The following is a 24,756-nucleotide window of genomic DNA, read 5'->3' on the forward strand; positions in this document are numbered from 1 at the left end:
TTCCTTATTGTAGTTTGACACTAGGTTTTGCACTAAGTGGGAAGAGGTGGGATTAGTTAGGAATATGTGGTAATTTGTTGTTTTTATGTACAATTTTTACCATTAAATGCGCGTTTTGTAAAATTAAATTTTGACACCTAAAATGGCCCAAAAGAGCGAAAAATCATAAAAATCGGAATTTTGTGCTAAAAATGAGAGAAGTCTGTGAAAGGTCTTTGAAAATCCTTTGAAGAATTTTAAAAAGTCTGTAAAAGCCCAGAAATCCGGCTTTGAAAGACCTTTGAAAAAAATCAGACAAATCGTAAAAGCAACTCCAAAAACAATCCAAAATGACCAAAAAAGCAAAAAAGATTTGCACCTATTGGTGATTATCTATTTTTATGAGCAATATATTATTATAAATAAGATAGTTACATAATTTTTCTAATGTAAAAAGATTTTCATATCAGTTTTTCATTTTAGAGAGGCATTAAGCCGTATTTTGTGTAGTTGTTATATGTGCTCTTTCAGCTTCGATTTGACGCTTTAAATGCAGTTTGAGAAGAGGCAAAGTAAGCTCAACTTCTTCCGTATCATTGATGTTTTGAGCAAGCTCTTGCAACTTTCCATAGAGCTCCGCCGCGATTTCCGCTATATCTTCAGGGGGGAGTTTTATTTTTGTATCACGATAGGTCGTATAAGCTATGCGACCAAGCTTTTTCATGAGTCCAGCAGGGATGGTAGGTGCTTCTAAATCTGTCACTTTCGTTACGTCCGTGAACATTTCGCCTTCACCTGTAGCTAGCCATTCCACAGATACACCGCAAATATTTTTGTAAATTATCAGCATGGATATAGGTGGTTCGCGTAAGCCAGTTTCATAGTTGCTCATAGTACTTTCAGGTACCGCAAGATGATCAGCAAATTGTTTGCGTTCCACAAAACCAAGAGCAAGACGCACTTCACGTAACCGTTTTGCTAGTTCTGTTTTAGGTTCTTTTTTAGGACGTCCCAAAAAAACACTCCTAATACACATTTAGGTTTACTAATTCATAAAAGTGAATTATATCTTTTATTACCGCCCGATATAGCGGGCATATATTTTACAATTAACCCCACAAAGACGGATGTTGCAGCATCCGTTTGAAGCAGGAGCGAAAGTTATGACCATGACCCAAATATGGGATCGCCATAGTATTTTAGCCGAGCTACGCCGTCGTAATATGACCTTGGCGGAGCTTGCAAAAGCTTATCAACTATCGTCATCCAGTGTTCAACATATCTGGACACGGTCTAACGAGAAAGCTGAACGCGCTATTGCCGATTTTATCGGCTTGCCCGTTGAGCAGGTTTTTAGCGACCGCTACCCCAAAAGTCGCCGTCGCATTTTTAAAGCAGCAAAACACGCTAATACGGACTCGCGTACCCCTTCCGCACTGCGCGGTAATGCCGCTTGAACTCGTTACACGGCTTTGCGTGTTAAACGCATTTGCCATGAATTTAGATACCATAAGATAAAAAGGTTTATCAATGTCTAAACATCAATACGAAATTGGCAAGATAAATTGCATACAGTTGTCTCATCAGGCAGCTGATTGGATGGTTTGTTTTTGGCGATTAGGTGGTGGTCAAGTTTTCTTTATCGGGGGGGATTATGGTTGCTGCTTGTAATTTATGGACCCCAGATGTCAGAAGCGATATCGTTAATCCTTATTCAGAAGTTGAACGATTAGAAACGATGCTCGCTTGCTGTTATAAGGTTGTGCAAAGCAGTTTTCGCCATTTACCTGTACGATATATTATTAACCCGCCGCATCATTTGTTTGATGCGATGTTAGCGCGGCAGATTGTCATTCATCTTTTTCATTATCAGTTTGGGGTACCACGATGGCGTATTGTTGCCATACAAGCACGGCAGCGGACTTCTATCTCTCTATCTTTGCAAGTGATTAATCGACGTTTGGAAGAACCTGTTTTTGCGAAAGCTTATCGAAGGTGGGCTGGGCGTGCGATGGATTTGTTTTTTAAAGAAATGGAAAAGGTGGCGGCGTGATGGCACGATTTCAAGAGATTGCTTTAGATTTGATTGTGGTGCCTGAGCGTATTCGCCCTGTGGATGATGAGCATGCCAAGGCGCTTGCGCAATCAATGGTGCGAGAGGGATTGATGAATCCGATTACAGTACGCCATACGCCCAATGCCAAGGGAGGCAATTATACGTTGATTGCTGGTGCGCACCGGTTACGTGCTGCTGAGCTTTTGGGCTATAGCGAAATTAATGCTGTTGTGGTGCAAGCTGATAAGGACAATGCCGCGCTTTTAGAGGTTGCAGAAAACCTTTTCCGCAATGAATTGTCGGTGATTGACCGTGCCCTGTTTGTCCAGACCTACCGCAAATTATGGGAAAAGAAGTATGGGGAGATTAAGATTGGTAGGAATAAAAAATCAAAGGGTAATGTTTACCCTTTGATTGGTGATGATATACATGCAAATCAAAGCGCAAACATTGCATTTTGGTCTGCTGATGAGAAATTGGATCAACTTGATCCTATTTCTGAAACGAGAAATAGTGCAAAGTTTGCACTATTTCATGATGAAGAGCAATTAGTGCAAGTTGCACCTATTTCTCATGCGAGTGGAGAAAATGGCAAAGGAACAGTTTTGTCTTTTGCCAAACATGTGGCGGATCGCATTGGTTTATCGAAACGTGCAGTACATTATTTAACGAAAATTTCCCAGCATTTACAGCCGGAATTACGGGCGGTTTTGCGTGGCACGGCATTGGCGGATAATCAGGCGCAATTGTTGAAGCTTGCGAAGATGGAGCCGGTTGCGCAGCGGCGTGTGGCGATTGCTTTGCAACAGGTTGAGGGGGATTTACGGCGGGCTTTTGATTTGGTCAATGGCATTAATACGCCGCCTCACATCAATGAACAGGAACGTATTTTTGCTCAATTGTTGGGTGTTTGGCAGAGAGCGGATGCGCAGACAAAGGCGCGGTTTTGTGATTATCTTGCAAGAGAACGGGGGGAGGAGCAGGCATGAAGAGGCATGGTTCTCAACAGCTTGATTTTTTTCGACAGCCGGTTTTTCCCTGTCGTGAGCCTGTTGCCCAGATTGATCTGGAGCGGTTTCGTTCACGTATTAAGCGTGCCATGGCGCGGGCTTTGCGTGAATGCCCGTTTGAACGCAGTGTGATTGCCGAGCGTATGGCGCATTATTTAGGGATTGGTTGCTTAAGTAAGGCAAGTTTAGATGCTTATGTTGCGGAAAGTAAGCAGGTGGATATTTCCCTGCCGCGTTTTAAGGCTTTTGTGCGGGCGACAGAGGCATTTTGGCTGTGGGATGAGGTTGTGAGTGAAGATGGTTTATTGCTGTTGCAAGGGGATGAGGCACGGTTAGCAGAGATTGCGAGGCTCCAGCAGGAACAGCGGGAGATTGCGGCGCGATTGAAACTCATGCGCGCAACGCCTGTTCGCATTAAAAGGGGGCAGCCATGAAGGAATGGTTTACTATTGCCGAATTGGCTAAGGCCGCCCTGCCGGGGTTGCCATCGACCTATATTTGACTGACAGTGTCAGGCTTATGATACTTATGCGTTTGTTGTTATGGTCTCTTCATTGATTTGGAGAGCAAAATGGCAACAGAATTTAATCATGGGATTCGCCTTGTTGAGGCTGGTGAAGAATCGCGGCCGTTGGAGATGTTTAGTCAGACGGCCATTGGTGCTGTTGTCACGGCGCTTGATGCGGATGCACAACTTTATCCCCTTAATGAACCTGTACTTATCTCTACGCATGAAGCGGACAAAATCGACAAGCTTGGACAAAAAGGCACGGCTGTTGATGTGATTAATGCTGTGTGTGCACAAGGGGGAGGGGCACAAATTATTCTTGTGCGTGTGGAAGAAAAATCTACCATTGCTGACACACAAGCTGAAATGGTGGGATCAAATTCTGCCTTGACCGGTGTGCATGCGCTGAAACATGCACGGGGGCATTTAGGTGTTGAACCTGGGATTCTCCTGGCACCGGCTTATAGTGCAGGGCGGGTTGACAATGGCAAAAACCCCGTGGCGGATGCACTTGAACAAGTTGCCGAAAAGCTGCAAGCGATAGCCGTTTTTGATACGGGAGGCAAAAACACTGAAGAAAGCCTTGCATTTCGTGCAGATTTTTCCTCACGCTTTTGTTATCTGATTGATCCCTTTGTACGGGTTGCAAATAGTGATGGTGGTTTTAGCATTAAACCGGCAAGTCCTTTTGCTGTGGCGATGTTTATCAAACGGGATAAGCAAAGGGGCGGTGTTTTTTGGTCTCCTTCCAATCAAGATGTCAAAGGCATTTTAGGCACGGCGCGCCCGATTAGCTATTTTGATGGAGAAATGGATCATGAGGCAAACCGCCTCAATCAAGCCGATATTGCTACCTTTATTCCAGCACGGCTTAGCCAAAATGCGCAGGGGCAATTTGTCGCCAATGGACGCATTTTATGGGGAAACCACACCACATCCAGTGATCCATTGTGGCGTTTTGTTAATGTGGTACGCACCCGTGCGGCACTAGAGAAAACCATTATCAATAATTTGCGCCCTTGGGCAAATGATGAGAACCTTACAGGCCAACATGTCATTGCCATTACCCGCAGTCTCACGCAGTTTCTAGATGATATGATTGCCCGTGGCGCCCTTTTGGGTGGGCGTGTTTGGTTTGATCGTGCTTTTAATTCAAACAGCAATTTACAGCTGGGAAAGTTACGGGTGGAATTTGATGCGGAAGAAGTTCCGCCTTTAGAAGATTTAAGTTTTGGCAGTCGCCGCAATGGCACTTACTTTAATCGGCTGGCCGAGGATATCCAAAATAAAATGACTTACGCATTTGGCGATACGCTTGAGGGTTATCGCAAAGCAGCAAGGAGTGAAATATGACCTTACGCATTATACGCGGTTTTACCCTGATTGTTGATGATGATGTCAATCTACATCTTGATCTTGAGACACTTAAACTTCCCACATTGGAAGAAATCACCGAAACCTATCAACCAGGTGGTTCTGATATGCAAATTGATGTTGCTGGCCTTGGTGTCAAAGCTTTTGGTTTGCAAATGAAAATCCGCAGCCATACCCCAGAAATCATTGGCATCTTTGGTGGTGCCCCTGGTGTTCGTCATAAATTTACCGGCAAAAAGCATGTGGTTTGTGAAGAAGATGGGCGCGAGCATGAACATTCCATCGATGTCATAGGCCGCTTAGTTAAGGTTGATAGTGAAGGTCTGTCTGGTGGGAAAGCCACAGGCTATGATTGCGAGATTAAAAATATTTGGGATTATACGGAATTTTGGGATGGTTCTGTCCTGCATCGCTTTTCTTTTAAACGAGGCGGCTGGCTTGTACGCAATGGACAAGATATCGGTGGCCGTCGACGCTCTATTCTCAATTTATAAGCTCTCATTATTAGGGATCTCATTTATAGGAATTGATCATGACAAGTTTACAAACAACCATTGATGTGGAGTTGCAGGTTCCTCTTCTTTATCAAGACAAAAATGGCAAAGAATCTCTATACAAGAAACTGACCTTTTATCGCCCCACCTTCAAACAAGCCAAGCAATTAGCGGTGCTGATTGGACCACAGTTGACAGAGTTGCTTGGTTCTGAACTTGGAGAGCAAAAAACACTCACCAATGATGTGCTTATCACAAAGCTTTCTCAAGTTTTGTTCACAAGTGAGGCGACAGAAGGCATCACAGCGCTTTTAGCCGATATGTCACATGAATCTGTTGAACTGATTGATCGTCTTGATGTTGTTGACATTATTTCTGTCTTCAAGGTTTTTTTTGCTTTTTTTACGCAACGCCAATCCTTTATGCTGGACAATTTGGAGCAGAACTAGCGCTTTATTATCACTGGGCACCTTCAGAAATTAACCAGATGGATTGGCGGGATGTGATTTCCTATCGCAGCGAATTAGCACGCCTTAAAGCCCTAGAATATGAAAGCCATCAGTTAGGATAAAATACTCTCATGGATGTTTCCCTTGTTGTGCGTTTTGTTAATCATCTGCAAGAGGGGATAGCTTCTGCCAAGCGGGATCTTGCAGCCTTTAGTTCAGATGTTGCGCATTTCCAAAACAAGACAAGGCAGCACTTTAAAAATTGGTTTGACCCTGAGCATCTGAGGGAGGCAACAGCAAATGCGGAAAATGCTTTCAATCAAGCACGTGGGCGCATGGTGGGTGCCATTGCGCAAACAGCAACCTTGATTGCCCCTCTCTATAAAGCCATGCAATTTGACCAATCGATGAAAGGATTGGAAAAGGTTCTGGATGCGCCCCTTGAGCGCTTAAAAGCATTGCGCCGTTTTGCTTTGGAAACCTCCACCAAGATTCCGCTAGCGGCACGTGAAGTTTTGGAGCTGATGACCAGTGCCAGCCAAGCCGGCATCGGCGAGCAAGATCTAGAAGCTTTTAGCGTTTATGCTGCTAAAGCTGCAGTGGCTTTTGATATGACGGGGGATCAGATTGGGGAGCGCTTTGCTAAATTGCGCAATGTCTTTAAACTCAATCAGGAAGGTATTGAGGCTTTAGGTGATGCCATCAATCATCTCTCCAATCATATGGCCGCCAAGGCCAGTGAGGTTTCCGATTTTACCAATCGTGCCACCGGTGCGGCAACCATGTTTAAACTCACGGCGCGTGAAACAGCGGCGTTTGGTACAGCAATGATTTCCGCTGGTATTGTTCCAGAAAGCGCAGCGCGTGGCTTTAACGTAATCAGTGCCCGCATTCAGGCGGGAGGCAAGCATATTGAGGATGCTTTTACCAATATCGGGCTATCCCGTGAAAAATTCATGGAAGATCTCGATAAAGATGCGACCGGTACCTTGGTTCGCTTTTTTGATGTTTTGGGCAAATCAGAACAGGGTATGCGTTCCCTGATTGCCATCGCTGGACGCGATTTTACCGGTGATTTTGCCAAATTGGTCGGCAATCCCGAATTGTTATGGCAAGCTCTAGAGTTTGTGAGAGATCCAAAAGTCTTTAAAGGCTCCGTGGAGCAAGAGGCGGACAAACAAGCAACCGGTGCGATGAGGCAATTTGAACTTTTGCAAAATCGTATCGTGGCGTTGGGGATTACCATTGGTGAAGTTTTATTGCCCCCTGTCAACAGTTTGATGGAAAGTGTTGGCAATTTTACCAATGGGTTGATGACATGGGCGAATGCCCATCCCACTTTAACAAGCGCTATCATCAAAACCATTGCCGCCCTGATGGCTTTTAATATTGCTCTGCGTGTGTTGCGTTTTACCATGGCTGGTACACGTCTTGGGTTTCTGCAGTTGATCAGCTCTTTTATCAAGCTTGGAGCACTCAGTCGTGGTCTTAAGGCAAATTGGCGAGGGTTAGCGGCTTCAGGTCGCTCACTGGGAATAATGGCGGCAGGGCTTGGTGGGAGATCACTGCGTCTTTTACGGCCGATAACTTTACTGGTGGCTACGTTTCGGGGGCTTATGGTCTCTGGTTCTGCATTCGCCGCCTCTTTTGGTTCGATAGGGACAGCGATAGAAGTGGTTGGGGCTGGCATTGCCTCTGTAGTTGGTGCTGTTTTTACCCCGATAGGGGCTCTGATTGCTGCTGTTGTGGCTGTGATCCTTACCGCTTGCTTTGCTTTGTGGAAATATTGGGATCGTTTCTCTTCCTTTGTCAAAGGCTTTGCACGGGGAATAACACGCGCTCTTAGTCGTGCCTTTGAAGCCGTCATGCGCTTTTTTGGTGCTGATACCGCAACCATCACCAAGTGGAAAAATATTATTGCCGCTGCTTTTGATTTCTCTCAAGCTTGGCAAAAATTCAAACAAGGACTTAACGCTGTTGGCAGGTGGTTTGGCAATGTGTGGGATGGGTTTAAACAAAGCCTTTCCAACTTTTGGCAATGGTTGGTTAGTTTTTTTGCTCAAGAAAAGCTCTCTGAGGATGCCAAAGCCGGTATGGAACAGGCGGGGGAGGACTTGGCCAATTGGATTGTCGATGGTTTTATGGCCTCCATCACGGGGTTGAGCGATTTTTTTACATCCTTGCCCCGCCGCATCAAGACATGGATTGGGTCGATTGATTTATCGGACCTTTTCCATTTGCCAAGTTGGCTTGGGGGCAAAACAGCCATTCAACCGATTGTGCAATTTGCGGGAAGCCATCACAAACAGGCTCCTGACACAGGGATAAGGGACAAAGACCGCTCCACCATCACCCATAATCAAAATGTCACGGTACATGTCAATGGTGCCCGTGATCCTATTGCCACTGGTCGTGCGGTAAGTCACGCCATTCAACGTGCACGTGCCAATGCCCTGCATGGGGGAACAGAATGAGGGGAGGGAGCCTATGAGAGATCCTTTGATGATGTTAGGACCACATCAATTTTATGTGGACTGGTTGAATTTCCAATCCTTTGAAGAAGAGTTTTCTGCCTCCTGGATCTCTATGGAGCGTTTTGGCAAGGCATCTGGTTTGCAATTTACCGGCTATGGTAATGATCCCAAAACCATCCATGGGGTTTTGTTTCCAGAAGAGTTTGGCGACCGTGAAGCGATAGATGCCATTACCCAAACGATTCGAGCAGCCAAACCCGTTGCGATGATCCGTTGGATCAATGATACCACCTATAGCGCCATTATGCATGGCTGCGTGGTGCTCACCAGTATTAGTAAAGACCATGATTATATCAGCCGCTCTGGCCAATCTCAGCGTCTCCGCTATTCCATTAGTCTCTTGCCCTTTTTTGATGGGGGAAAACCTCAAGGACAGTATCAGATGGGGCAATATCAGATGGGACAATGCCAATGAAGATAGCAGAAAAGCACATTGTTGTAGAGCTAGAGGATATGAGCTTAGACCTCATCTGCTTTCACCATGCCATGGCTGTGTTAGGGGATCGCTCTCGCGTGGGAGCTTTAAAAGGTTATTTAGAAGCCACATTGGAGGCCAATCCAGAGATTGCCAAATATGGTGTGCTTTTGCCACGTGGATTGCGTGTGATACTTCCTGAATTTGTGTTGTCTAATCCCCAAAGCATGGTGAAGCGGCTATGGGATTAATGCGTACATACCCTTTTATTGTGGTTAAGGTGGGAGACAGACCTGTTCATGAAGTTTTTTACCAGCGTCTTTTAACGGCAACCATCACTGATAATGCCGGTAATGAAGCCGATACATTTGAAGCAGAATTTGACGATAGCGGTCATGATTTAAGTGTTCCGGCCAGCAACAGCACTCTACAGGTGATCTTTGGCTATGAGAACATCATCAGTGCGTTTATGGGGCGTTTTGTTGTTGAATCGGTTGTAAGTTCAGGCGGCAGTGAAGGAGAGATTTTACGCCTTTGTGGCAAAAGCGCCTCGATGCGTAAGGAACTCAAAGAACAAGCTAGTGAACATTTTGATCACAGAACCATTGGTGAGATTGTTGAGACACTCGCCAAGCGCCATGGCTATCAAGCAAAGATCAGTCCCCAGTTGACCAAACAAGCTTTGCCTTATGTGATTCGTACAGATCAATCTGCGGTTGATTTTTTAACCCGCCTTGCTGACCGCATGCAGGCACGTTTTTTGATCAAGGACAATAAGTTTTTATTTTTAAGCGGAGACAATTTACCAGCACTCGAACTTCATAAGCACGACTGTTCCAGTTGGGAATTCACGTTGGAGCCACGCACGCAATACGGTGTGGTGGAAGCTTCTTATTTTGATCGCTCAAAAGGGCAGCAATACCAAGTCAAACATAAGACAGGGGTTAGCGGACCTGTGCGTCGTCTGCGGACTTGTTATACCTGCAAGGAAGAGGCGTTAGCAGTAGCGGCATCAGAATCAGACCGACTTTGCCGTGCTGTGGGGAGTGGTTCTTTGACCCTTGAGGGTTATCCAGAAATCATGGCCGATCAACCTCTTTTGCTACAGGGGTTCCGCAGCGAAATCAATGGTTCATGGAAAGCCGCAACCGTCACCCATCGCTATGAGAAATCAAGCGGATACACCACAGAAATTACACTGGAAGCACCAAACAAAAGGGAGGAGAGACACAATAAATAGAGGCTGGGCTGGTTACCCAGCCAACGGGGATAGTTTAGCGACACACCCGTCCGATGCCAAAACACATAACATCGCAGCCACTTCTTATCACTTGAAGCAATGAGAAGGCGGCTATCATGTATGGAAGAAGTTAAAAAAGTATGGATACACTTTATGCTGAAACATTAAAATCTGTTGATCCTATCACACCAGCTAGTGCTTATATTGGTGGTAAAATCAAGTTGTCTAAAACCCTTATCAGAATCATTGAAAGCATTCCTCATAAAACTTATGCAGAACCTTTTGTTGGCATGGGAGGAATATTCTTTAGACGAAAATTGAAACCTTTATATGAAGTGATCAATGATCGTTCAGGTGATGTGGTGAATTTTTTTCGGGTGTTGCAACGCCATTATCAGCCATTTACGGATTTGTTAAAGTTCCAGATTAGCAGCCGTGAAGTATTTCAACACTTCTCTTTACAAGATCCCAAAACCCTTACGGATTTAGAGAGGGCTGTACGATTTTTCTATCTGCAGCGTTTGAGTTTTGGTGGTCAGGTAACCAATCGTAGGTTTAGAGTTGATCCTCACTGCACTGCACAGTTTAATCCTTTGAAACTTGAAGCCTTGTTAAAGCTTATTTACCGTCGTTTATCCACGGTCACCATTGAACATTTAAATTGGTCTGACTTTATTCTTCGCTATGATCGTCCACAGGTGTTTTTTTATCTTGATCCACCTTATTTTGGCGTTGAGCCCTATTATGGAAAGGATTTGTTTAAGCGGGAGGATTACCAGACCATGTCTGCGCTCCTTGCGCAATTAAAGGGGAAGTTTCTTCTTTCACTCAATGATGTGCCAGAGATCCGAAAAACCTTTAGTCAATTTCAGATAAAAGAGGTCACAACATCTTACACATGTGGTTTAAATCGTGCGACTCCTGCCAAAGAACTGATCATCTCAAATTGTGATTTTTAACAGAAAAAAAAGACTCATTTAAAGGGTCTTTAAATAACCTTTGAAAGGCCTTTGAAGACCCTTTGAGAACCCTTTGAAAAAATGAAAATCCTTTGAAAAGGAGGTAGTTTTTACAAAATACGATACAAATTATACAAAATTTTATGGTGCTCTGCACTCATGATCTTACAAATTGTAGGTATCAAATCATGTGATTGTGGCAAAAAAACTGATCATCTCAAATCGTGATTTTTAACAGAAAAAAAAGACTCATTCAAAGAGTCTTTAAATGATCTTTGAAGACCCTTTTAGAACCCCTTAAAAAACCCTGTGAAAAAAAATAAATTGGTGCAAAACTAGGTGGCAAATAGTGCAAAACCTGCTGGCAAGCTACATTGGTGCAAAACTAGGTGGCAAATAGTGCAAAACCTGCTGGCAAGCTACACATCTGAAAAAGAAATGGTGGGTGATGAGGGGATCGAACCCACGACCCGCTGATTAAGAGTCAGCTGCTCTACCGACTGAGCTAATCACCCACAACTTTTCAGAAGACGAGAATGAGCGGTCCTATAACGTTCATAAAGGGGGATGTCTAGATGATTTTATTGTTTTTTACATGAAAGTGGTAAAATCTATAGCTAAATTGGCTGTACGATAAAAATATGATATGACCTCTTGATCTTACATAAAAATATACTCATTATAAACAACTCTATAAACGAATGTTTCGATTATTATGTGGAGCTATGGTTGGAAGATCGTCGAGCGTAATGCCCGAGAAAGATTCAGAGGAGCCTTCCTGTGGTTATAAGCAATGTAGGGCAGTGTTCTTCTTTATAAATTTTATAAATAATCGTGTGCGTTTAAGGAATATTTTACCTTCTCTTGCTTTGAACACAGTCTTTTTGCATGCAATGTTCTTGATTAATTGTGCGAATGAGAGCTCATGAATTTATTTTGTCAATTGCGCACTTTTAAGTTTTTAAAAGGTGAACTATAATGGAGTGGATCACCGATCCCCATGCGTGGTTTGGCTTGGTCACGTTAATTTTTCTCGAAATTGTTTTGGGAATAGACAATCTTGTCTTTATTGCGATTTTAGCTGAAAAATTGCCTATCTATTTGCGTGATCGTGCACGCTTGATAGGTCTCACTTTAGCACTTGTTATGCGATTGTTTCTTCTTACAGTTATTGGATGGGTGATGAACCTCGATACAATAATTTTTTCATTCTCTTCTTTTGTATTTAGTTGGCATAGTCTTATCTTAATTGGTGGTGGAGCATTTTTGCTGGCAAAAGGAACACTGGAATTACATGAAAGGTTGGAAGGGATATCACATGAAAGAAAAACAGGCGTTGCTTATGCTGTTTTTTGGCAGGTAATTGTTCAAATCGTGGTGCTGGATGCTGTTTTTTCCCTTGATAGTATTATTACTGCAACAGGTATGATTGCAAAAGAGCAAGCAGTGGTTATGTATATAGCAGTCATTATTGCTATGGGAGTGATGATGTGTGGATCTGGTCCTCTTATGCGATTTATTAATCGTCATTCTACTATTGTCATCCTCTGTCTTGGCTTTTTGATGATGATTGGTTTTACCCTCATTGTTGAAGGATTTGGTTTTCATATTCCAAAAGGGTATTTGTATGCTGCTATTGGTTTTTCTGTTCTCATTGAAGCTTTTAATCAAATTGGACGTCGTAATCGTGAAAAGATGATCACAACAAATAATCTACGTGGTCGAACAGCTGATGCTGTTTTAAGGCTCTTAGGAGGAGGAAATAAAGGTGGTCATCTTGGTGATACTGTGGATGTCATTGCTGAACAAGCAGCAGCTTCTGAGTTGTTTCGACCTGAAGAAAAGGAGATGATTCGTGGCGTTCTCGATTTGGCTGATCGTCCTGTTCGTTCTATCATGTCGCCGCGCAATGAGATTGAGTGGTTGGATTTGAACAGTGATGAGAATGAAATGCGTGAAGAACTACAACAAGTTAAACATAGCCGCTTAATTCTTGCACGTGAAAAAGTGGATGAATTTGTTGGTGTTGCTTTGACCAAAGATCTCCTCTTGGATTTGGCTGAGGGTAAAAAGATCAATTGGAAAAAAGCTATGCGAGAACCTCTCGTAGTTCATGAAAATACAAGCGTCTTACGATTGATGGAGCAATTACGCAATTCTTCGATTCAGCTGGCAATTATTGTTGATGAACATGGATCTTTTGAAGGGATTGCAACACCAACCGATATTCTTGAAGCCATTGCAGGTGATTTTCCTGATGATGATGAAGAACCCATGATTGCAGAACAACTTGAAAATGGAAGTATTCTTGTTGAAGGATATGCTGATATCCGCCGTTTGAGTGGTTATCTTGGGCGTAATCTTGTTGATGAGGCAGACCGTTATACGACTCTGGCAGGGTTTATGCTTTGGCGATTTGGTCATTTGCCGAATGAAGGAGAAAGCTTTGAAGCTGATGGATTGCACTTTAAAGTTATAGAGATGGATCGTCGAAATGTATCTAAAATCCTTATTTCTCCTCTCATGTAACCAGAAAAAGCACATTATTTTTTATTTGTGTTGAGCATGAAACATGGAGTAAGCAAAAACTGAATTGTCAGTGAATATTTAGGTTAGAAGAGGGAAATCTTCATACTAGATGAGGGGTTTTATCAATGATTTGCTAAAAAGAGAAAATGATACAGAGTTATTTGTAAAATAGTCATTAATTTCAGAAACTATGATTGCATATACGTTGTTTCTGCATTTTTTAAAGATAAAAATTTTATAAAATCTTTTCTTGTATTTTGTACGGTCGTTTAGAGGAACTCTTTTTATTAAAATTATTATCGAGTGTATTACTTTTAAAACGGCAATTTCAATATTCAATGTTGGAAGTTAATTAGAGATTATGGAAGCGGTTATTCTCTATACGGAAATTCATCTTGTAGGTTAATGAAAGGCTTTTTGAAGGAAAATTGAAGTATTAAATGTTGCCATGTTTTGTATTGTAGTGTTGGTATAAAAAGAAAAGAATTTCAAAGTTTAATATAAAAAAAATGAAAGAAGACTAATGGCTGCATTAGTTTACACACCACAAAAAAAGAAGACATTGATTTCCTTTTATTTATTCAGGTGGTGTCTTGGAAGTCCGTTTCCAATATTGTTGAGTTTCAAAAATTGCTACAACAAATAGTGAAATGATGAACGGTATGATCAAATAAAACATTCTGAATACAATGAGTGCTGCAACAACATCTGCTGGATTTAAATTGGGCATACCTGTTATGAATAAAGCTTCTAGAACACCAACCCCTCCTGCTGGAGCATTGGAGAGAAGAGTTATCGTAAAAGATGCTAGGAAAACACCAAGCACAGAAATAAAATGAACATCTGTACTATAAGGGAGAACAGCGTATATAATCCCTGCTGCTGCTAAAAGCTCTAGGGGGCTAATAAGAAGCTGTTGAATGACAATTTTCAGTTTCGGGTAAGAAAGTTGAATTTTTTTACCCAAGCGCAAGGGTCTTAATTGAAGCCAGCTGCCAAAAACATAAAGTGCTATACAGCTGAGCAAAGCTGCACCAACTGTTGTTCCAAGCCATTCAGGAAGATCATAATAAATGAGCGTGATAATTTCGGGTTGTAGAATCAAAACGATCCCAAAAAGTAAGATTGTACCTATCACAAATGTAAAAGAGCAAAAACCTACTAATATTGCGATTTCAGTTCCACTTAATCCTTTCATTTTATAGGCGCGATAGCGCACGACTGCACCAGAAAAAACTGAAGCACCGATGTTATGTGAAAGAGCGTAGGTTGTAAACGAACATAGTGCGATAAAAATCCAAGAAATTTTATGGCCAAGATGCTGCAAGGCAATTCGATCATATCCAGCAAGAGCAGCATAAGCTAGAAAAGAACACAAACAGGCTAACAGCCAATGTTGTCCATTTAAATTGTTCAAGCGTTCCAATACCTCACTAAAAGAAATCGCAGAAAGCTTTATATAAAGAATGCGGATAGATATCAGCATTGCTAAGACACCAATAAATGGCCATATAAATTGCTTTATTTTCACGCTTCTTTATCCATTTTATGTTTTTTGTACATTTAATTTATGATTTTGCATATTCCTTACAGATCTCTGCTCCGTTATATGCTCGATAACACCATTGGCAATTTCTTCATCATCAGTTACTACAATATCTGCACCTAAATCAATGAGATAAGACGTCTCCACGTTGGATAGTGCATGCGTGATTATCTGGATATCTTTTCTCATATCACGTATATTCACTATACATTCTCCTACTTCAATGGTACTTCGCATTGTAATAACAACTTTGTGTGCATCGTTTATATTTGCTGCATTCATTATTTCTTGTTGAATGATATTGCCGCAAATGACTTCGAAGCCGTCTGCAATTGCTTGATCAGCGAGGCGTTTTGATTCTTCTACTATTACGAAGGGGTTGCCTTTATCTGTTAAAGATAGTGCAACGCATTTCCCAATACAACCGTAGCCAATGATCACGATATGGTTGGTTTTTAAGGTCATTTGTAAAGATTCTTGATCGGGATCTTGTGGATCAATGTCAATAATTTTCTCTATATCGTGTAAATTTTCAGGAACCTTTTCTAGACGTTTTTTAATTTTATTACAGGCTAAAAAAACAAGGGGATTGAGCAAAATAGAAAGAATCGCACCTCCAAGAATTAAATCATGAGCATCGTTGTTTAAAAGTCCCAAGTTCAAACTTAAACCTGCAAGGATAAAAGAAAATTCTCCGATTTGGGCAAGGCTTGCAGAAATGGTCAAAGCTGTTGCATTAGAATAGCGAAAGAATTTAACGATGAAAAAGGCAGCGGTAGATTTTCCTAGTACGATAATCAATAATGTTGCTAAGAGAGGGAAAAAATGAGTAAATAGTTTTCCTGGGTCAAATAACATTCCTACGGAGACAAAAAAGAGTACAGAAAATGCATCTCGTAGCGGTAGGGACTCTTCTGCTGCACGATGGCTTAATTCTGATTCGCTCATAACCATGCCTGCAAAAAAGGCACCAAGAGAAATAGAAACACCAAATAAATGAGCTGCTCCGAAAGCTACTCCTAGTGCAGTAGCAAAAACACTAAGACGAAATAATTCACGTGACCCTGAATGTGCACTCATTTTTAATAACCACGGGATAACACGCCGACCAATAACGAGCATAAGAGCGATAAATATGATAACTTTTAAGATGGTGAGACCAAAAATTCCCCAAATATTTAAATCTAACCATTGAACAAGAGGATCAATAGCTTCCTTTTTTGTACTGCTAAGGACGTTTGCCAGTGATGGTATGAGCACAAGTATAAGAACCATCATTAAATCTTCAATAATCAACCAACCAATAGCAATGCGTCCTTTTTCTGTTTCAATAAGGTGGCGTTCTTGCAAAGCACGCAGAAGGATAACAGTGCTTGCAATTGATAAAGCTGAACCGAAGATTAAACTACCGCTAAATTCCCATCCCATGATCAAACCAAGGCACAAGCCGAGAAAGGTAGAAAATACCATCTCTGAAATGGCAGCAGGGATAGCAACAGCTCTTACAGATAAAAGATCTTTTAATGAAAAATGGAGTCCAACACCAAACATCAATAAAATGATCCCAATTTCAGCGAGTTGGTTAATAATAACGGAATCTATTTTAAATCCACCTGTATTGGGTCCTACGATAACACCCGCTAATAGGTATCCCACAAGAGGTGAGATACGCAAACGGCTCGCAATCATTCCTAAAAGAAATGCTAAACATAAACCGGAAACAATGGTTGTAATCAGTGGTGTATCATGGAGCATGGATTATTTACGACTTTGTTATTAAAAAATGAATGAGTTAAAATGACTATATTTTTATGAGAAGAAGGATGGAACCTATTGTATGAACATGATATTTTTATTTTGGTTTCGTGTTTGTACGATTATTTCGTTTATGCCACCAATTCCCTAGCAAGAGTAAAATGGGAGCGGCAATAAAGATAGAGGACGATGTTGCAATAATAATCCCAAAGACCATGGGGACTGCAAAATTATGGACAGCACTTCCACCCCATATCGCCATAGGGAGCATAGCGAGAACTGTGGTAGCCGATGTGAAAAGACAACGGACAAGAACTTGATTAATTGAGAGATCAATGAGTTCGCGCAGTGGCATTTTTTTATAAAGGCGCATATTTTCACGCATTCGATCATAGACAACGACCTTATCATTTATAGAATAACCAACAATTGTCAAAAGAGCAGCGATGGCTGTTAAATTGAAATCAAATTGAAATAAAGCGAAAAAACCAACCATTTTTGTGGTATCTAGAACGAGCGTTATAATCGCTCCAACTGCAAAAAACCATTCGAATCGTAACCATATATAGAGCGACATAGCAATGGCTGCCAGAATAACAGCAGTAAAAGCAGCTGTGGAAAGCTCATTTGAAATTTTTGGTCCAACAACCTCTATTTGATCAAATGTGGCATCTGGATAGATGTTTTGCACCGCTTTTTTTACTTTATCAATGGCGCTGGTTTGTTGTGCTTCACTGCCATTTTGTTTCTGTATGCGAATCAGCACAGTGTTCGCGTTATCTATATTCTGCAAGGTAACTTCACCAATATTAAGGGTTGAAAGTTTAGAACGCAAGCTGGCTAAGTTTGTTGGTACTTTTGTTGTAATACTCATTTGGCTACCACCGATGAAATCAATTCCAAAATTCAAGCCAGGCTTAAAAAACAGAAAAACTGAAGCTAATGATAAAATAATTGAGACGCCAATCCCAATGAAGCGTGCTTTCATAAAATAGAAATTTGTATTTTGTGGGATGATGTTGAAAATAGAATAAAGATGCAGAGTTTTAATTTTCCATTTACGTATTACCCAAATCATCATGATACGCACAATCGTGATATTTGTGAACATAGAAATGATAATACCAAGCAGCATTGTTACAGCAAAACCGCGAATAGGACCGGTGCCAAACCAGAACAGTAAAATAGTTGCAATAATTGCAGTAACATTAGCATCAACAATGGTTGCGAAAGCGTGTTTGAAACCGCGATCTAAGGCTGCAAAGGCGCTGACACCTTTTCGGCTTTCTTCACGGATGCGCTCATTTATGAGAATGTTGGCATCAACGGCGATACCAATACCTAAAATAATACCAGCAATACCCGGTAATGTAAGTGTCGCACCCAGAAGACTGAGCGCAGCAAATGTTAAAATAGTGTGGAGTATTAGTGCTATATTCGTAATGATTCCCCAAACTCTATAGAGAAGAAAAATAAAAACTGTAACAAGGACAAAGCCTATCATGCCGGTGTAAAGCCCCATCTGGATGGCGTCAGCACCAAGATTTGGACCTACAGTTCTCTCTTCAATCACGGTTAGCGGTGCTGGCAAGGAACCAGCGCGCAGAAGAGCTGCCAAGGTTGAGGCTTCTTTAGGGTCAAAGCTTCCTGTAATTTGACCTTGTCCATTGGGAATAACACTATTGATGGTAGGAGCAGTCAAAACTTTGTTATCAAGAACAATTGCGAAAGGGCGATTAATGTTTTGTCGTGTTATTTCCGCAAATATTTTTGCACCAGCGGAATTTAGAGTAAATGAAATAATAGAACGTCCTGGTATTTGCGGGTCAAAACCTGCGCGGGCATCTTTCAGGACATTTCCATCTAAGGCGATTTGGTCATAAATTGCGTAGCGTTGTGTTTCATCTGTATATCCGGGGAGAATAGAAACACCTACGGGTGGGTTATTTATATCCACATTAGAGGGCACCAAATGAAAGGTCATCTTAGCAGTTGTTCCTAAAAGGTCACGTAGCTGCTTTGGGTCTTGTAAACCCGGCAATTGAACCATAATACGATCGGTCCCGATCTTTTGTATGGCAGGCTCAGCAACACCAACTTGATCTATACGGCGACGGATGATTTCTAAGCTTTGTTCAATAGCACTTCTCACACGATCCTTTATACCAGCTTCAGTTAATACGACATGGATAGTTTCATTTTGAGCACTAATAGTGATATCATCAGCTGTAGTACCAAAGCTATTATGTATAGGAGTGATTAATGTTTTCAAAGCGGTAACAGCTTTTTCATTTTGTGTTGGATCAGAAATAATTGCAATTACGCTATCTTCGAGCATACGAACGCTCGATGTACGGATTTGTTTTTCGCGGAGTGTGTTACGCACATTGCCTAAAACCATGTGTAGTTGGTCACGTTTTAGTGCTTTGCTATCGACCTCGAGTAGGAGAGAAGAACCTCCTTGAAGATCAAGCCCAAGTGTTACTCGGGTGTCGGATAAGAATTTTGAGTTTTTAACCTGTTCTTGTGAGAGTAAATTGGGCAAGGCAACGTATATGCTGCTTAAAAGGATCAAACAATAAAGAGTAGTCAACCAACCGGGTGTGCGCATGATATGTTCCGCTAATAGGAAATCTAAAAGTTATTAAGGTAAGGCAAGATAATAATTTTACAATTTAAGATTCAAGCAAAAGGAGGAGCACGTTTATTTGAAAAACATTGTGCCTGTAGGTCCTCAATCTGTGCACAAACAAATGTGGCGGTTATTAAAAAAAGATTCAATACTAAGATATCTTGAAAAATATTGAGAGGTAGGACAGAATCTATATGGGGTATTACAAGCTTTTTGTTTCTAGTTGTTGTAATATTTAACTGATCACGTTTGTTTTGTGAATCAAGAGTATTCGTTTCAACTATATTATTTGCTTGTGATTGTTTGATCAAATAAGCTCTTGTTCCTGGGTTATTTGTCAACAATATGCCAAAGCTGGACAGAAGAAGCCAGGCCGTAAAAGGAAGAAAATTTTCTTTTTTGCAAGAGAGGTGCAAAAAAAGCATGCTTAGAACGCCTTCTTTAATCTTATTGAGTCCACAAGCTTAGTTATTATCTTTTCTCTTATTATCAGTATTATGGGATGAGGAAAAGCTTTTATAAGATTATTTTATAAAAGTTGAAAATATTTATCCCATGCCATATTCTTAAGGGGGGGGTGGATTCTTCTTTATACATCTAAGGCAGATATGTATCCATTTCTTAAAAAAAAATCGTTCATAGTTTTCATTATTTTTGGGATTATCGTTGTATTCAGCTCTTGTGCGTGGGGGAATCTGGAACCACAAAATCTAATCATTGGACAATCGATAACTTCTTACTCATTTGATGAAATTATTGAACAAAAACAGCTAATTATAAATGGTCTTGAACAAAATACAGAAACTTTAAAAAAAGACTTTGAAAATAAGTCAGAAGATGAGAGTACTTTGGCAGAACTGCGGTTGCGTGCACAAGATATCAGTAAACGTGCTATGGAAGCGGCATTTGTTTTGCGTGCTCCTCTTAACGATATTAATGCACTTCTTGATCAATTAACTGAGCTCCATGATGATCAAAAAAACTTGCAAAACTCAAGTAAGGAGCGCTCTATATTGATAGAGAAAAAAGCTAAGATTAATAGTATAGTGCTTCGGTTTGAAGCGATCTTTTTGACTGCAAATAGAATAGCTGAACTTGCTATTTCTCAATCTCGAGAGCTTTTTAAACACACACTTACATACAGGCTTGATTTTTCAATTCCGATGGTTAAACATCTTGTTGAGAAAACCAAAGAGGCTTCATCTGATTTTCTTTTGCTGTTGAGTGCTTGGTGGAATTTCGTATTTTATTTCAAGTTTTTACAACTATTTCTTTCCTTTTTTATTCCACTTTTTATCACTTCGGGACTTTCTTATTTTTCTCGTAAAGTTCTTGCACGTGTGCACTGCCATTTTACTAGGGGAGATAAGGAAATATCTTATTTACAACGCTTATTGGTCGCTTTTATTTCAGTTATTCTCCCTTCGCTTGTATGTGTTGTTTGCGTTTATCTTGTATTGTTTTTATTCCGTAGTTTTAGCTTGGATCTAGGGAAGCTCACAGCAGTATTTGATATGGTAGGGTATCAAATTATCTTAGTCTTTTTGATAAACCGTTTAGCAGTTGCTCTTTTATCATCGAAAATAAGCCATGTGCGTCTTCTCAATATTACACCGTCAGCAGCATATCAATTGGTGATTTTGCTCACTTTTTTAAGTGGAGTTTTAGCATTTGACGTTGTTCTTGATAGTATTTATCAAATAATCTCAGCCTCTCTTTCTTTGACAATTGCCAAAAGTTTCATTGCTGTTTTTCTTGTCGCGATATTGCTGTTTATTATCTCATTTGTGCCTTTGCAGTTTAGACGTAGGCGTTCTCAAGGTGAAGAGGGAGAACCGCTATTTTTGCCAATTTATATACGCATTCTTCTCATTGTATTGGGATTATTGCTGATTGTGATGGATTTTTTGGGTTATGTTGGTTTGGCGCGCTTTATTATGCAGCAAATTGTGATCGGTGGTGCATTTTTGGTTTTAATGTATTTGGGAATACAAAGCGCTCAAGCACTTGGAGCTAAAGGCCAATTTATGAAAACGAGCGTTGGTCATACTTTGATGCAATGGTTGCATTTAGAAGAGAAAACGATGAATCATTTGGGGGTTGTTATTAGCGTTTTCCTTAATTTGGTTGTTGTTGTGTTTTGCGCAATGCCGATTGTCGTGCAGTTTGGATTTTCCTATTCTGATTTGAGAGCAGTGTTGTGGCAATTGATTACTGGTTTTCAGATTGGAAATGTGTCTATTTCTTTGGTTTCTATTGTAACAGGAACCGCTGCTTTCCTTGCTTGTCTGTTTTTCATCCGCCGATTTATCGGTTGGCTGGATAGCGCGGTATTGGCGCATGGAGAATTCGATTCTGGTGTGCGTAATTCTATCAAAACAGTTATAAGTTATGGTGGTATTGTGCTATCTGCTTTGATAGGATTGTCGATGGCAGGTTTGGATCTTAGAAATTTTGCTCTCATTGCTGGTGGGCTTTCGCTTGGCATAGGTTTTGGATTACAAAATATTGTTCAAAATTTTGTATCTGGGCTTATTATTTTGATTGGGAGACCATTTAAACTTGGCGATTATGTGGAAGCTGGATCGGTAGGTGGTATTGTTAAACGTATCAGTGTTCGCGCAACGGAACTTGAAACATTTCAGCGTAAGACGATTATTATTCCTAATTCAAGCCTTATCAATAACAATGTCAGTAATTGGACTCGACGTAGTAAAATGGGGCGAATTGATATCCCTATTGCTGTTTCTTCCAATATTGCTCCAGAACGTGTTGTTGAAATTTTACTAGAGACTGCTTCTACAACAGAAGGGATTTTAAAAAATCCCGCACCTCAAGTGAGTTTTACTGCATTTGATAGCAAAAAATTTTCCTTTAATTTGGCTATTTATGTGCCTAACATCACCTCACCTTTTAAGGTAACCAATGCTCTTCGCTTTGTATTATATAAGCGTTTTGTTGAGGAGGGAATCCTAGAATGCTAAAATGTATTCATGTTTTTATAACAGTTGCGTTGTTGGATATCTTGACTGTGACAGTTTTTGCAGCAACTGTGAAGAATACTGATTTAAAGGTACAATCTCTCATTATCGTTGAAGGGAGCGTATCTTTAAATATTTTGTTGAATACTCATCAAACCGTTACAGTTTGTATGAAGGGCTGTTTTATCACTTTTCCTAATAAAGACCGCTTTGCAATAAAGGCAGAAGATAATATAGAAATCAGTGAAGGTAGAGCATTTTTTAAGTAAAATGATTTTAATTTGTTATAAGGTAATATTTATAAGAACAATAATATTGCTTTTATGCATTTTGATAAGAGTAGTATCAAAGAGTAGAAGATAAAAATGTAATATTTATAAATATGCATATAATTTGAAATGTGTGTTCTAAGTATAATAATTTTTATATATTTATACAATATTTTTATTATTTTATATTAATAACAAGATAATTAATTTATATAAATAAATTAATTATCTTGTTATTAATAATAGATTAATTTATTTTTTTATATTGTATTAACTATAACATATTTGTAATAATATTTGTTAGATAGTGTTTTTAAAACAGTTATTTATATTATTTTAGAAAATTTTTCAAGCAAACATTTTGTTAAATGATACAATATGCGGTTTTGGTGTGATAATTTAGATAAAAAATATCATGTATTTTTTTAAAATAAAAAAAGGTATTTTATTGTATTTTTATAATTTTAATTATTTAAATTATTAATTATTAATAATATATTAAAAGTAATTAAAATTTATTTGCTAATATTGAATTTTGATGTAATGATAAGCTTATATGTATATATAAAGGAGTAAGTATAATTTTGTGACATAAGATTTTATAACACTTTGTTTTCTAAATGTGATTTTTATTATGTTTATTTTAGCAATGGGGTATGATTTTATGAATAAAAGACTTATAATAACTTCCATTTTTACTTTATTTTCATCTTCTATAGTACAGGCAGCAGATATGGTGGTACCTGAAGAACCAGTTTATGTTGCTTCAGTAGGTATTGCCTCTCCCTCTTTTTCTTGGGAAGGTTTTTATTTTGGAGGTCAAGTTGGTGGTTTTTCGAGCAAAACCTCTGCTATAACGCCTGATGTTGATATTCCTCTCTATCCTGATGAAGATAGTGAAAAGAAGGAATGGGTGCCGGTCGAGAAACATTATATGCCTAAACCTTCCGGTTTTATAGGTGGTCTTTATGTTGGTGCTAATTTTGATCTCGGTAATAATTTTATTTTGGGGATTGATACGGATATTCTTCTTACGAATCGAAAAGATACAAAAACTATTGTTGTAGATTTTGATGGAGGTTATGATATTGGTGAAGATGAAAATGAACGGGATGGAAAAAAGAGTAATGAAAAAAAATTAAGGTTTGGAGTAGGTAAGAGTGACAAATTTTCTCGATCAGTTTTAAGAAGTAAAGAAGAGAGAGAGGAAAATCGTTTATTTTTTAGCCATACTTTGAAACAAAAATGGGCAGGTGCCACGCGGATGCGTGTTGGTTTTTCTACTGGTCGTGTGATGCCTTATATTTCTGGTGGTATCGCGTATGGGCAGCTTCAGGATGTTATGTCGATCTCAATTACGGGGGAAGATTCCTTTAATGAAACATCAGATATTAAAAAAACCATGATTGGTTATACTCTGGGCGGTGGTATTGATTTTGCAATGACAGATAATATCATTGTGCGTGCGGAATATCGTTACTCAGATTTTGGTAAAAAGAAATTTGATGACGAAATTGAAATTAAATATAAGACGAATGACTTTCGTGCTGGAATAGCTTACAAATTTTAATTTTTTGAGATAGATTAGCTTAAAAGGTCTTATCTTAGATAGGGCCTTTGTTTTTTTATTATAAATTGTAAATACTATTCTATGATAGAATAGAAGTCATTGACTTCGAATAAGTTTATAAAGTGAAAAAGAATTGCTCACATTGCTTCTGTTTAGAATCAAGATTTTTTAGATCATGAGATAGTGCTAAACATTCAGTCTAAAAGGAAAATATGATTCGCCTTCCACATAACCAAAATTCCATCTGATTATATTATAATAGCGTTGCAAAAAGTAATCCTAAAGGTCATCTTATCGTAATTTAAACAATTAGAGAATAAGGGGAAATTCAGATGTTGTGGTGCGGACGGCGGGACTTGAACCCGCAAGGTCTTAGACCGGCAGATTTTAAGTCTGCTATGTTTACCGATTTCATCACGTCCGCGGTAAGAGCACCCTCATAAGCTATATCTTTTA

General features: G+C 39.9%; 20 protein-coding genes and 2 tRNA genes. 16 read left to right on the forward strand and 6 right to left on the reverse strand.

All coding sequences use genetic code 11. The features are described from left to right. Positions 1-469: 469 nt before the first annotated feature. On the reverse strand, positions 470-994 hold the full coding sequence (locus V4P57_RS03310) for a helix-turn-helix domain-containing protein (protein WP_455466575.1): 525 nt from the start codon (positions 992-994) through the stop codon (positions 470-472). 148 nt (positions 995-1,142) lie between these two features. Between V4P57_RS03310 and V4P57_RS03315 the strand changes: the two genes are divergently transcribed. The 12 genes from V4P57_RS03315 to V4P57_RS03370 all read left to right on the forward strand — a co-directional run bounded on the left by V4P57_RS03315 (position 1,143) and on the right by V4P57_RS03370 (position 11,018). Continuing rightward, positions 1,143-1,436, forward strand: coding sequence for a helix-turn-helix domain-containing protein (locus V4P57_RS03315; protein WP_455466949.1), 294 nt, complete (start codon positions 1,143-1,145; stop codon positions 1,434-1,436). A gap of 197 nt (positions 1,437-1,633) precedes the next feature. Then, positions 1,634-2,032: a hypothetical protein gene (locus V4P57_RS03320; RefSeq protein ID WP_455466950.1), complete on the forward strand. Its 399-nt coding sequence runs from the start codon at positions 1,634-1,636 to the stop codon at positions 2,030-2,032. Further along, positions 2,032-3,024, forward strand: coding sequence for a ParB/RepB/Spo0J family partition protein (locus V4P57_RS03325; protein WP_455466576.1), 993 nt, complete (start codon positions 2,032-2,034; stop codon positions 3,022-3,024). Before V4P57_RS03320 ends, V4P57_RS03325 begins: the two co-directional genes overlap by 1 nt. Then, a complete protein-coding gene (locus V4P57_RS03330; protein ID WP_455466577.1) occupies positions 3,021-3,479 on the forward strand; it encodes a hypothetical protein in 459 nt (152 codons plus the stop codon). The genes V4P57_RS03325 and V4P57_RS03330 overlap by 4 nt, the downstream gene beginning before the upstream one ends. A gap of 137 nt (positions 3,480-3,616) precedes the next feature. Beyond that, positions 3,617-4,906 (forward strand): phage tail sheath C-terminal domain-containing protein, encoded by a 1,290-nt coding sequence (locus V4P57_RS03335; protein WP_455466578.1) that lies wholly within the window; start codon positions 3,617-3,619, stop codon positions 4,904-4,906. Next, positions 4,903-5,421 (forward strand): phage major tail tube protein, encoded by a 519-nt coding sequence (locus V4P57_RS03340; RefSeq protein ID WP_455466234.1) that lies wholly within the window; start codon positions 4,903-4,905, stop codon positions 5,419-5,421. Before V4P57_RS03335 ends, V4P57_RS03340 begins: the two co-directional genes overlap by 4 nt. Positions 5,422-5,459: 38 nt before the next feature. Beyond that, positions 5,460-5,870 carry a hypothetical protein gene (locus tag V4P57_RS03345; RefSeq protein WP_455466235.1) on the forward strand — a complete coding sequence of 137 codons (411 nt, stop codon included), beginning with the start codon at positions 5,460-5,462 and terminating at the stop codon, positions 5,868-5,870. 131 nt (positions 5,871-6,001) lie between these two features. After that, complete coding sequence (locus tag V4P57_RS03350; RefSeq protein WP_455466752.1) at positions 6,002-8,344, forward strand: phage tail tape measure protein; 2,343 nt, start codon at positions 6,002-6,004, stop codon at positions 8,342-8,344. A gap of 13 nt (positions 8,345-8,357) precedes the next feature. Then, positions 8,358-8,819 (forward strand): phage tail protein, encoded by a 462-nt coding sequence (locus V4P57_RS03355; protein WP_455465574.1) that lies wholly within the window; start codon positions 8,358-8,360, stop codon positions 8,817-8,819. Further along, complete coding sequence (locus V4P57_RS03360) at positions 8,816-9,070, forward strand: tail protein X (protein WP_455465472.1); 255 nt, start codon at positions 8,816-8,818, stop codon at positions 9,068-9,070. The genes V4P57_RS03355 and V4P57_RS03360 overlap by 4 nt, the downstream gene beginning before the upstream one ends. Next, positions 9,070-10,059, forward strand: a complete 990-nt coding sequence (locus V4P57_RS03365) for a phage late control D family protein (RefSeq protein ID WP_455466951.1) — start codon at positions 9,070-9,072, stop codon at positions 10,057-10,059. Before V4P57_RS03360 ends, V4P57_RS03365 begins: the two co-directional genes overlap by 1 nt. A 140-nt stretch (positions 10,060-10,199) precedes the next feature. Beyond that, the gene (locus tag V4P57_RS03370) at positions 10,200-11,018 is read left to right on the forward strand and encodes a DNA adenine methylase (protein WP_455465471.1); all 819 of its coding nucleotides are present in this window, start codon (positions 10,200-10,202) and stop codon (positions 11,016-11,018) included. Between the two features lie 439 nt (positions 11,019-11,457). Here V4P57_RS03370 and V4P57_RS03375 read toward each other — a convergent pair. Continuing rightward, a tRNA-Lys gene (locus V4P57_RS03375) sits at positions 11,458-11,533 on the reverse strand. Positions 11,534-11,996: 463 nt separating this feature from the next. Between V4P57_RS03375 and V4P57_RS03380 the strand changes: the two genes are divergently transcribed. Then, positions 11,997-13,547: a TerC family protein gene (locus V4P57_RS03380; RefSeq protein WP_455466753.1), complete on the forward strand. Its 1,551-nt coding sequence runs from the start codon at positions 11,997-11,999 to the stop codon at positions 13,545-13,547. Positions 13,548-14,124: 577 nt separating this feature from the next. Here V4P57_RS03380 and V4P57_RS03385 read toward each other — a convergent pair. The 3 genes from V4P57_RS03385 to secD form a co-directional block, all read right to left on the reverse strand. Beyond that, on the reverse strand, positions 14,125-15,078 hold the full coding sequence (locus V4P57_RS03385; RefSeq protein ID WP_455466754.1) for a lysylphosphatidylglycerol synthase transmembrane domain-containing protein: 954 nt from the start codon (positions 15,076-15,078) through the stop codon (positions 14,125-14,127). A gap of 15 nt (positions 15,079-15,093) precedes the next feature. Then, positions 15,094-16,848: a YbaL family putative K(+) efflux transporter gene (gene ybaL / locus V4P57_RS03390; protein ID WP_455466755.1), complete on the reverse strand. Its 1,755-nt coding sequence runs from the start codon at positions 16,846-16,848 to the stop codon at positions 15,094-15,096. A 97-nt stretch (positions 16,849-16,945) separates the two neighbouring features. Beyond that, a complete protein-coding gene (gene secD / locus V4P57_RS03395) occupies positions 16,946-19,459 on the reverse strand; it encodes a protein translocase subunit SecD (RefSeq protein WP_455466756.1) in 2,514 nt (837 codons plus the stop codon). A 629-nt stretch (positions 19,460-20,088) separates the two neighbouring features. Here secD and V4P57_RS03400 point away from each other — a divergent pair. The 3 genes from V4P57_RS03400 (at position 20,089) to V4P57_RS03410 (ending at position 24,300) form a co-directional block, all read left to right on the forward strand. Continuing rightward, a complete protein-coding gene (locus tag V4P57_RS03400) occupies positions 20,089-22,464 on the forward strand; it encodes a mechanosensitive ion channel family protein (protein WP_455466757.1) in 2,376 nt (791 codons plus the stop codon). After that, a complete protein-coding gene (locus V4P57_RS03405; protein WP_455466758.1) occupies positions 22,458-22,730 on the forward strand; it encodes a hypothetical protein in 273 nt (90 codons plus the stop codon). The genes V4P57_RS03400 and V4P57_RS03405 overlap by 7 nt, the downstream gene beginning before the upstream one ends. A gap of 664 nt (positions 22,731-23,394) precedes the next feature. Continuing rightward, the gene (locus V4P57_RS03410) at positions 23,395-24,300 is read left to right on the forward strand and encodes an outer membrane protein (protein ID WP_455466759.1); all 906 of its coding nucleotides are present in this window, start codon (positions 23,395-23,397) and stop codon (positions 24,298-24,300) included. A gap of 338 nt (positions 24,301-24,638) precedes the next feature. On the opposite strand, the gene V4P57_RS03415 is transcribed toward V4P57_RS03410, so the two are convergent. Continuing rightward, positions 24,639-24,724 (reverse strand) — tRNA-Leu (locus V4P57_RS03415). Positions 24,725-24,756 lie beyond the last annotated feature (32 nt).

It is taken from the genome of Bartonella sp. B39 (genome assembly GCF_053795145.1).

Coding starts and splice junctions, on each gene's coding strand:
- V4P57_RS03325 (WP_455466576.1), top strand. CDS start 2,032: ATGGCACGATTTCAAGAGATTGCTTTAGATTTGATTGTGGTGCCTGAG.
- V4P57_RS03370 (WP_455465471.1), top strand. CDS start 10,200: ATGGATACACTTTATGCTGAAACATTAAAATCTGTTGATCCTATCACA.
- V4P57_RS03355 (WP_455465574.1), top strand. CDS start 8,358: ATGAGAGATCCTTTGATGATGTTAGGACCACATCAATTTTATGTGGAC.
- V4P57_RS03345 (WP_455466235.1), top strand. CDS start 5,460: ATGACAAGTTTACAAACAACCATTGATGTGGAGTTGCAGGTTCCTCTT.
- V4P57_RS03350 (WP_455466752.1), top strand. CDS start 6,002: ATGGATGTTTCCCTTGTTGTGCGTTTTGTTAATCATCTGCAAGAGGGG.
- V4P57_RS03340 (WP_455466234.1), top strand. CDS start 4,903: ATGACCTTACGCATTATACGCGGTTTTACCCTGATTGTTGATGATGAT.
- V4P57_RS03315 (WP_455466949.1), top strand. CDS start 1,143: ATGACCATGACCCAAATATGGGATCGCCATAGTATTTTAGCCGAGCTA.
- V4P57_RS03400 (WP_455466757.1), top strand. CDS start 20,089: ATGTATCCATTTCTTAAAAAAAAATCGTTCATAGTTTTCATTATTTTT.
- V4P57_RS03330 (WP_455466577.1), top strand. CDS start 3,021: ATGAAGAGGCATGGTTCTCAACAGCTTGATTTTTTTCGACAGCCGGTT.
- V4P57_RS03335 (WP_455466578.1), top strand. CDS start 3,617: ATGGCAACAGAATTTAATCATGGGATTCGCCTTGTTGAGGCTGGTGAA.
- ybaL (WP_455466755.1), bottom strand. CDS start 16,848: ATGCTCCATGATACACCACTGATTACAACCATTGTTTCCGGTTTATGT.
- V4P57_RS03405 (WP_455466758.1), top strand. CDS start 22,458: ATGCTAAAATGTATTCATGTTTTTATAACAGTTGCGTTGTTGGATATC.
- V4P57_RS03380 (WP_455466753.1), top strand. CDS start 11,997: ATGGAGTGGATCACCGATCCCCATGCGTGGTTTGGCTTGGTCACGTTA.
- V4P57_RS03320 (WP_455466950.1), top strand. CDS start 1,634: ATGGTTGCTGCTTGTAATTTATGGACCCCAGATGTCAGAAGCGATATC.
- V4P57_RS03365 (WP_455466951.1), top strand. CDS start 9,070: ATGCGTACATACCCTTTTATTGTGGTTAAGGTGGGAGACAGACCTGTT.
- secD (WP_455466756.1), bottom strand. CDS start 19,459: ATGCGCACACCCGGTTGGTTGACTACTCTTTATTGTTTGATCCTTTTA.
- V4P57_RS03360 (WP_455465472.1), top strand. CDS start 8,816: ATGAAGATAGCAGAAAAGCACATTGTTGTAGAGCTAGAGGATATGAGC.
- V4P57_RS03410 (WP_455466759.1), top strand. CDS start 23,395: ATGAATAAAAGACTTATAATAACTTCCATTTTTACTTTATTTTCATCT.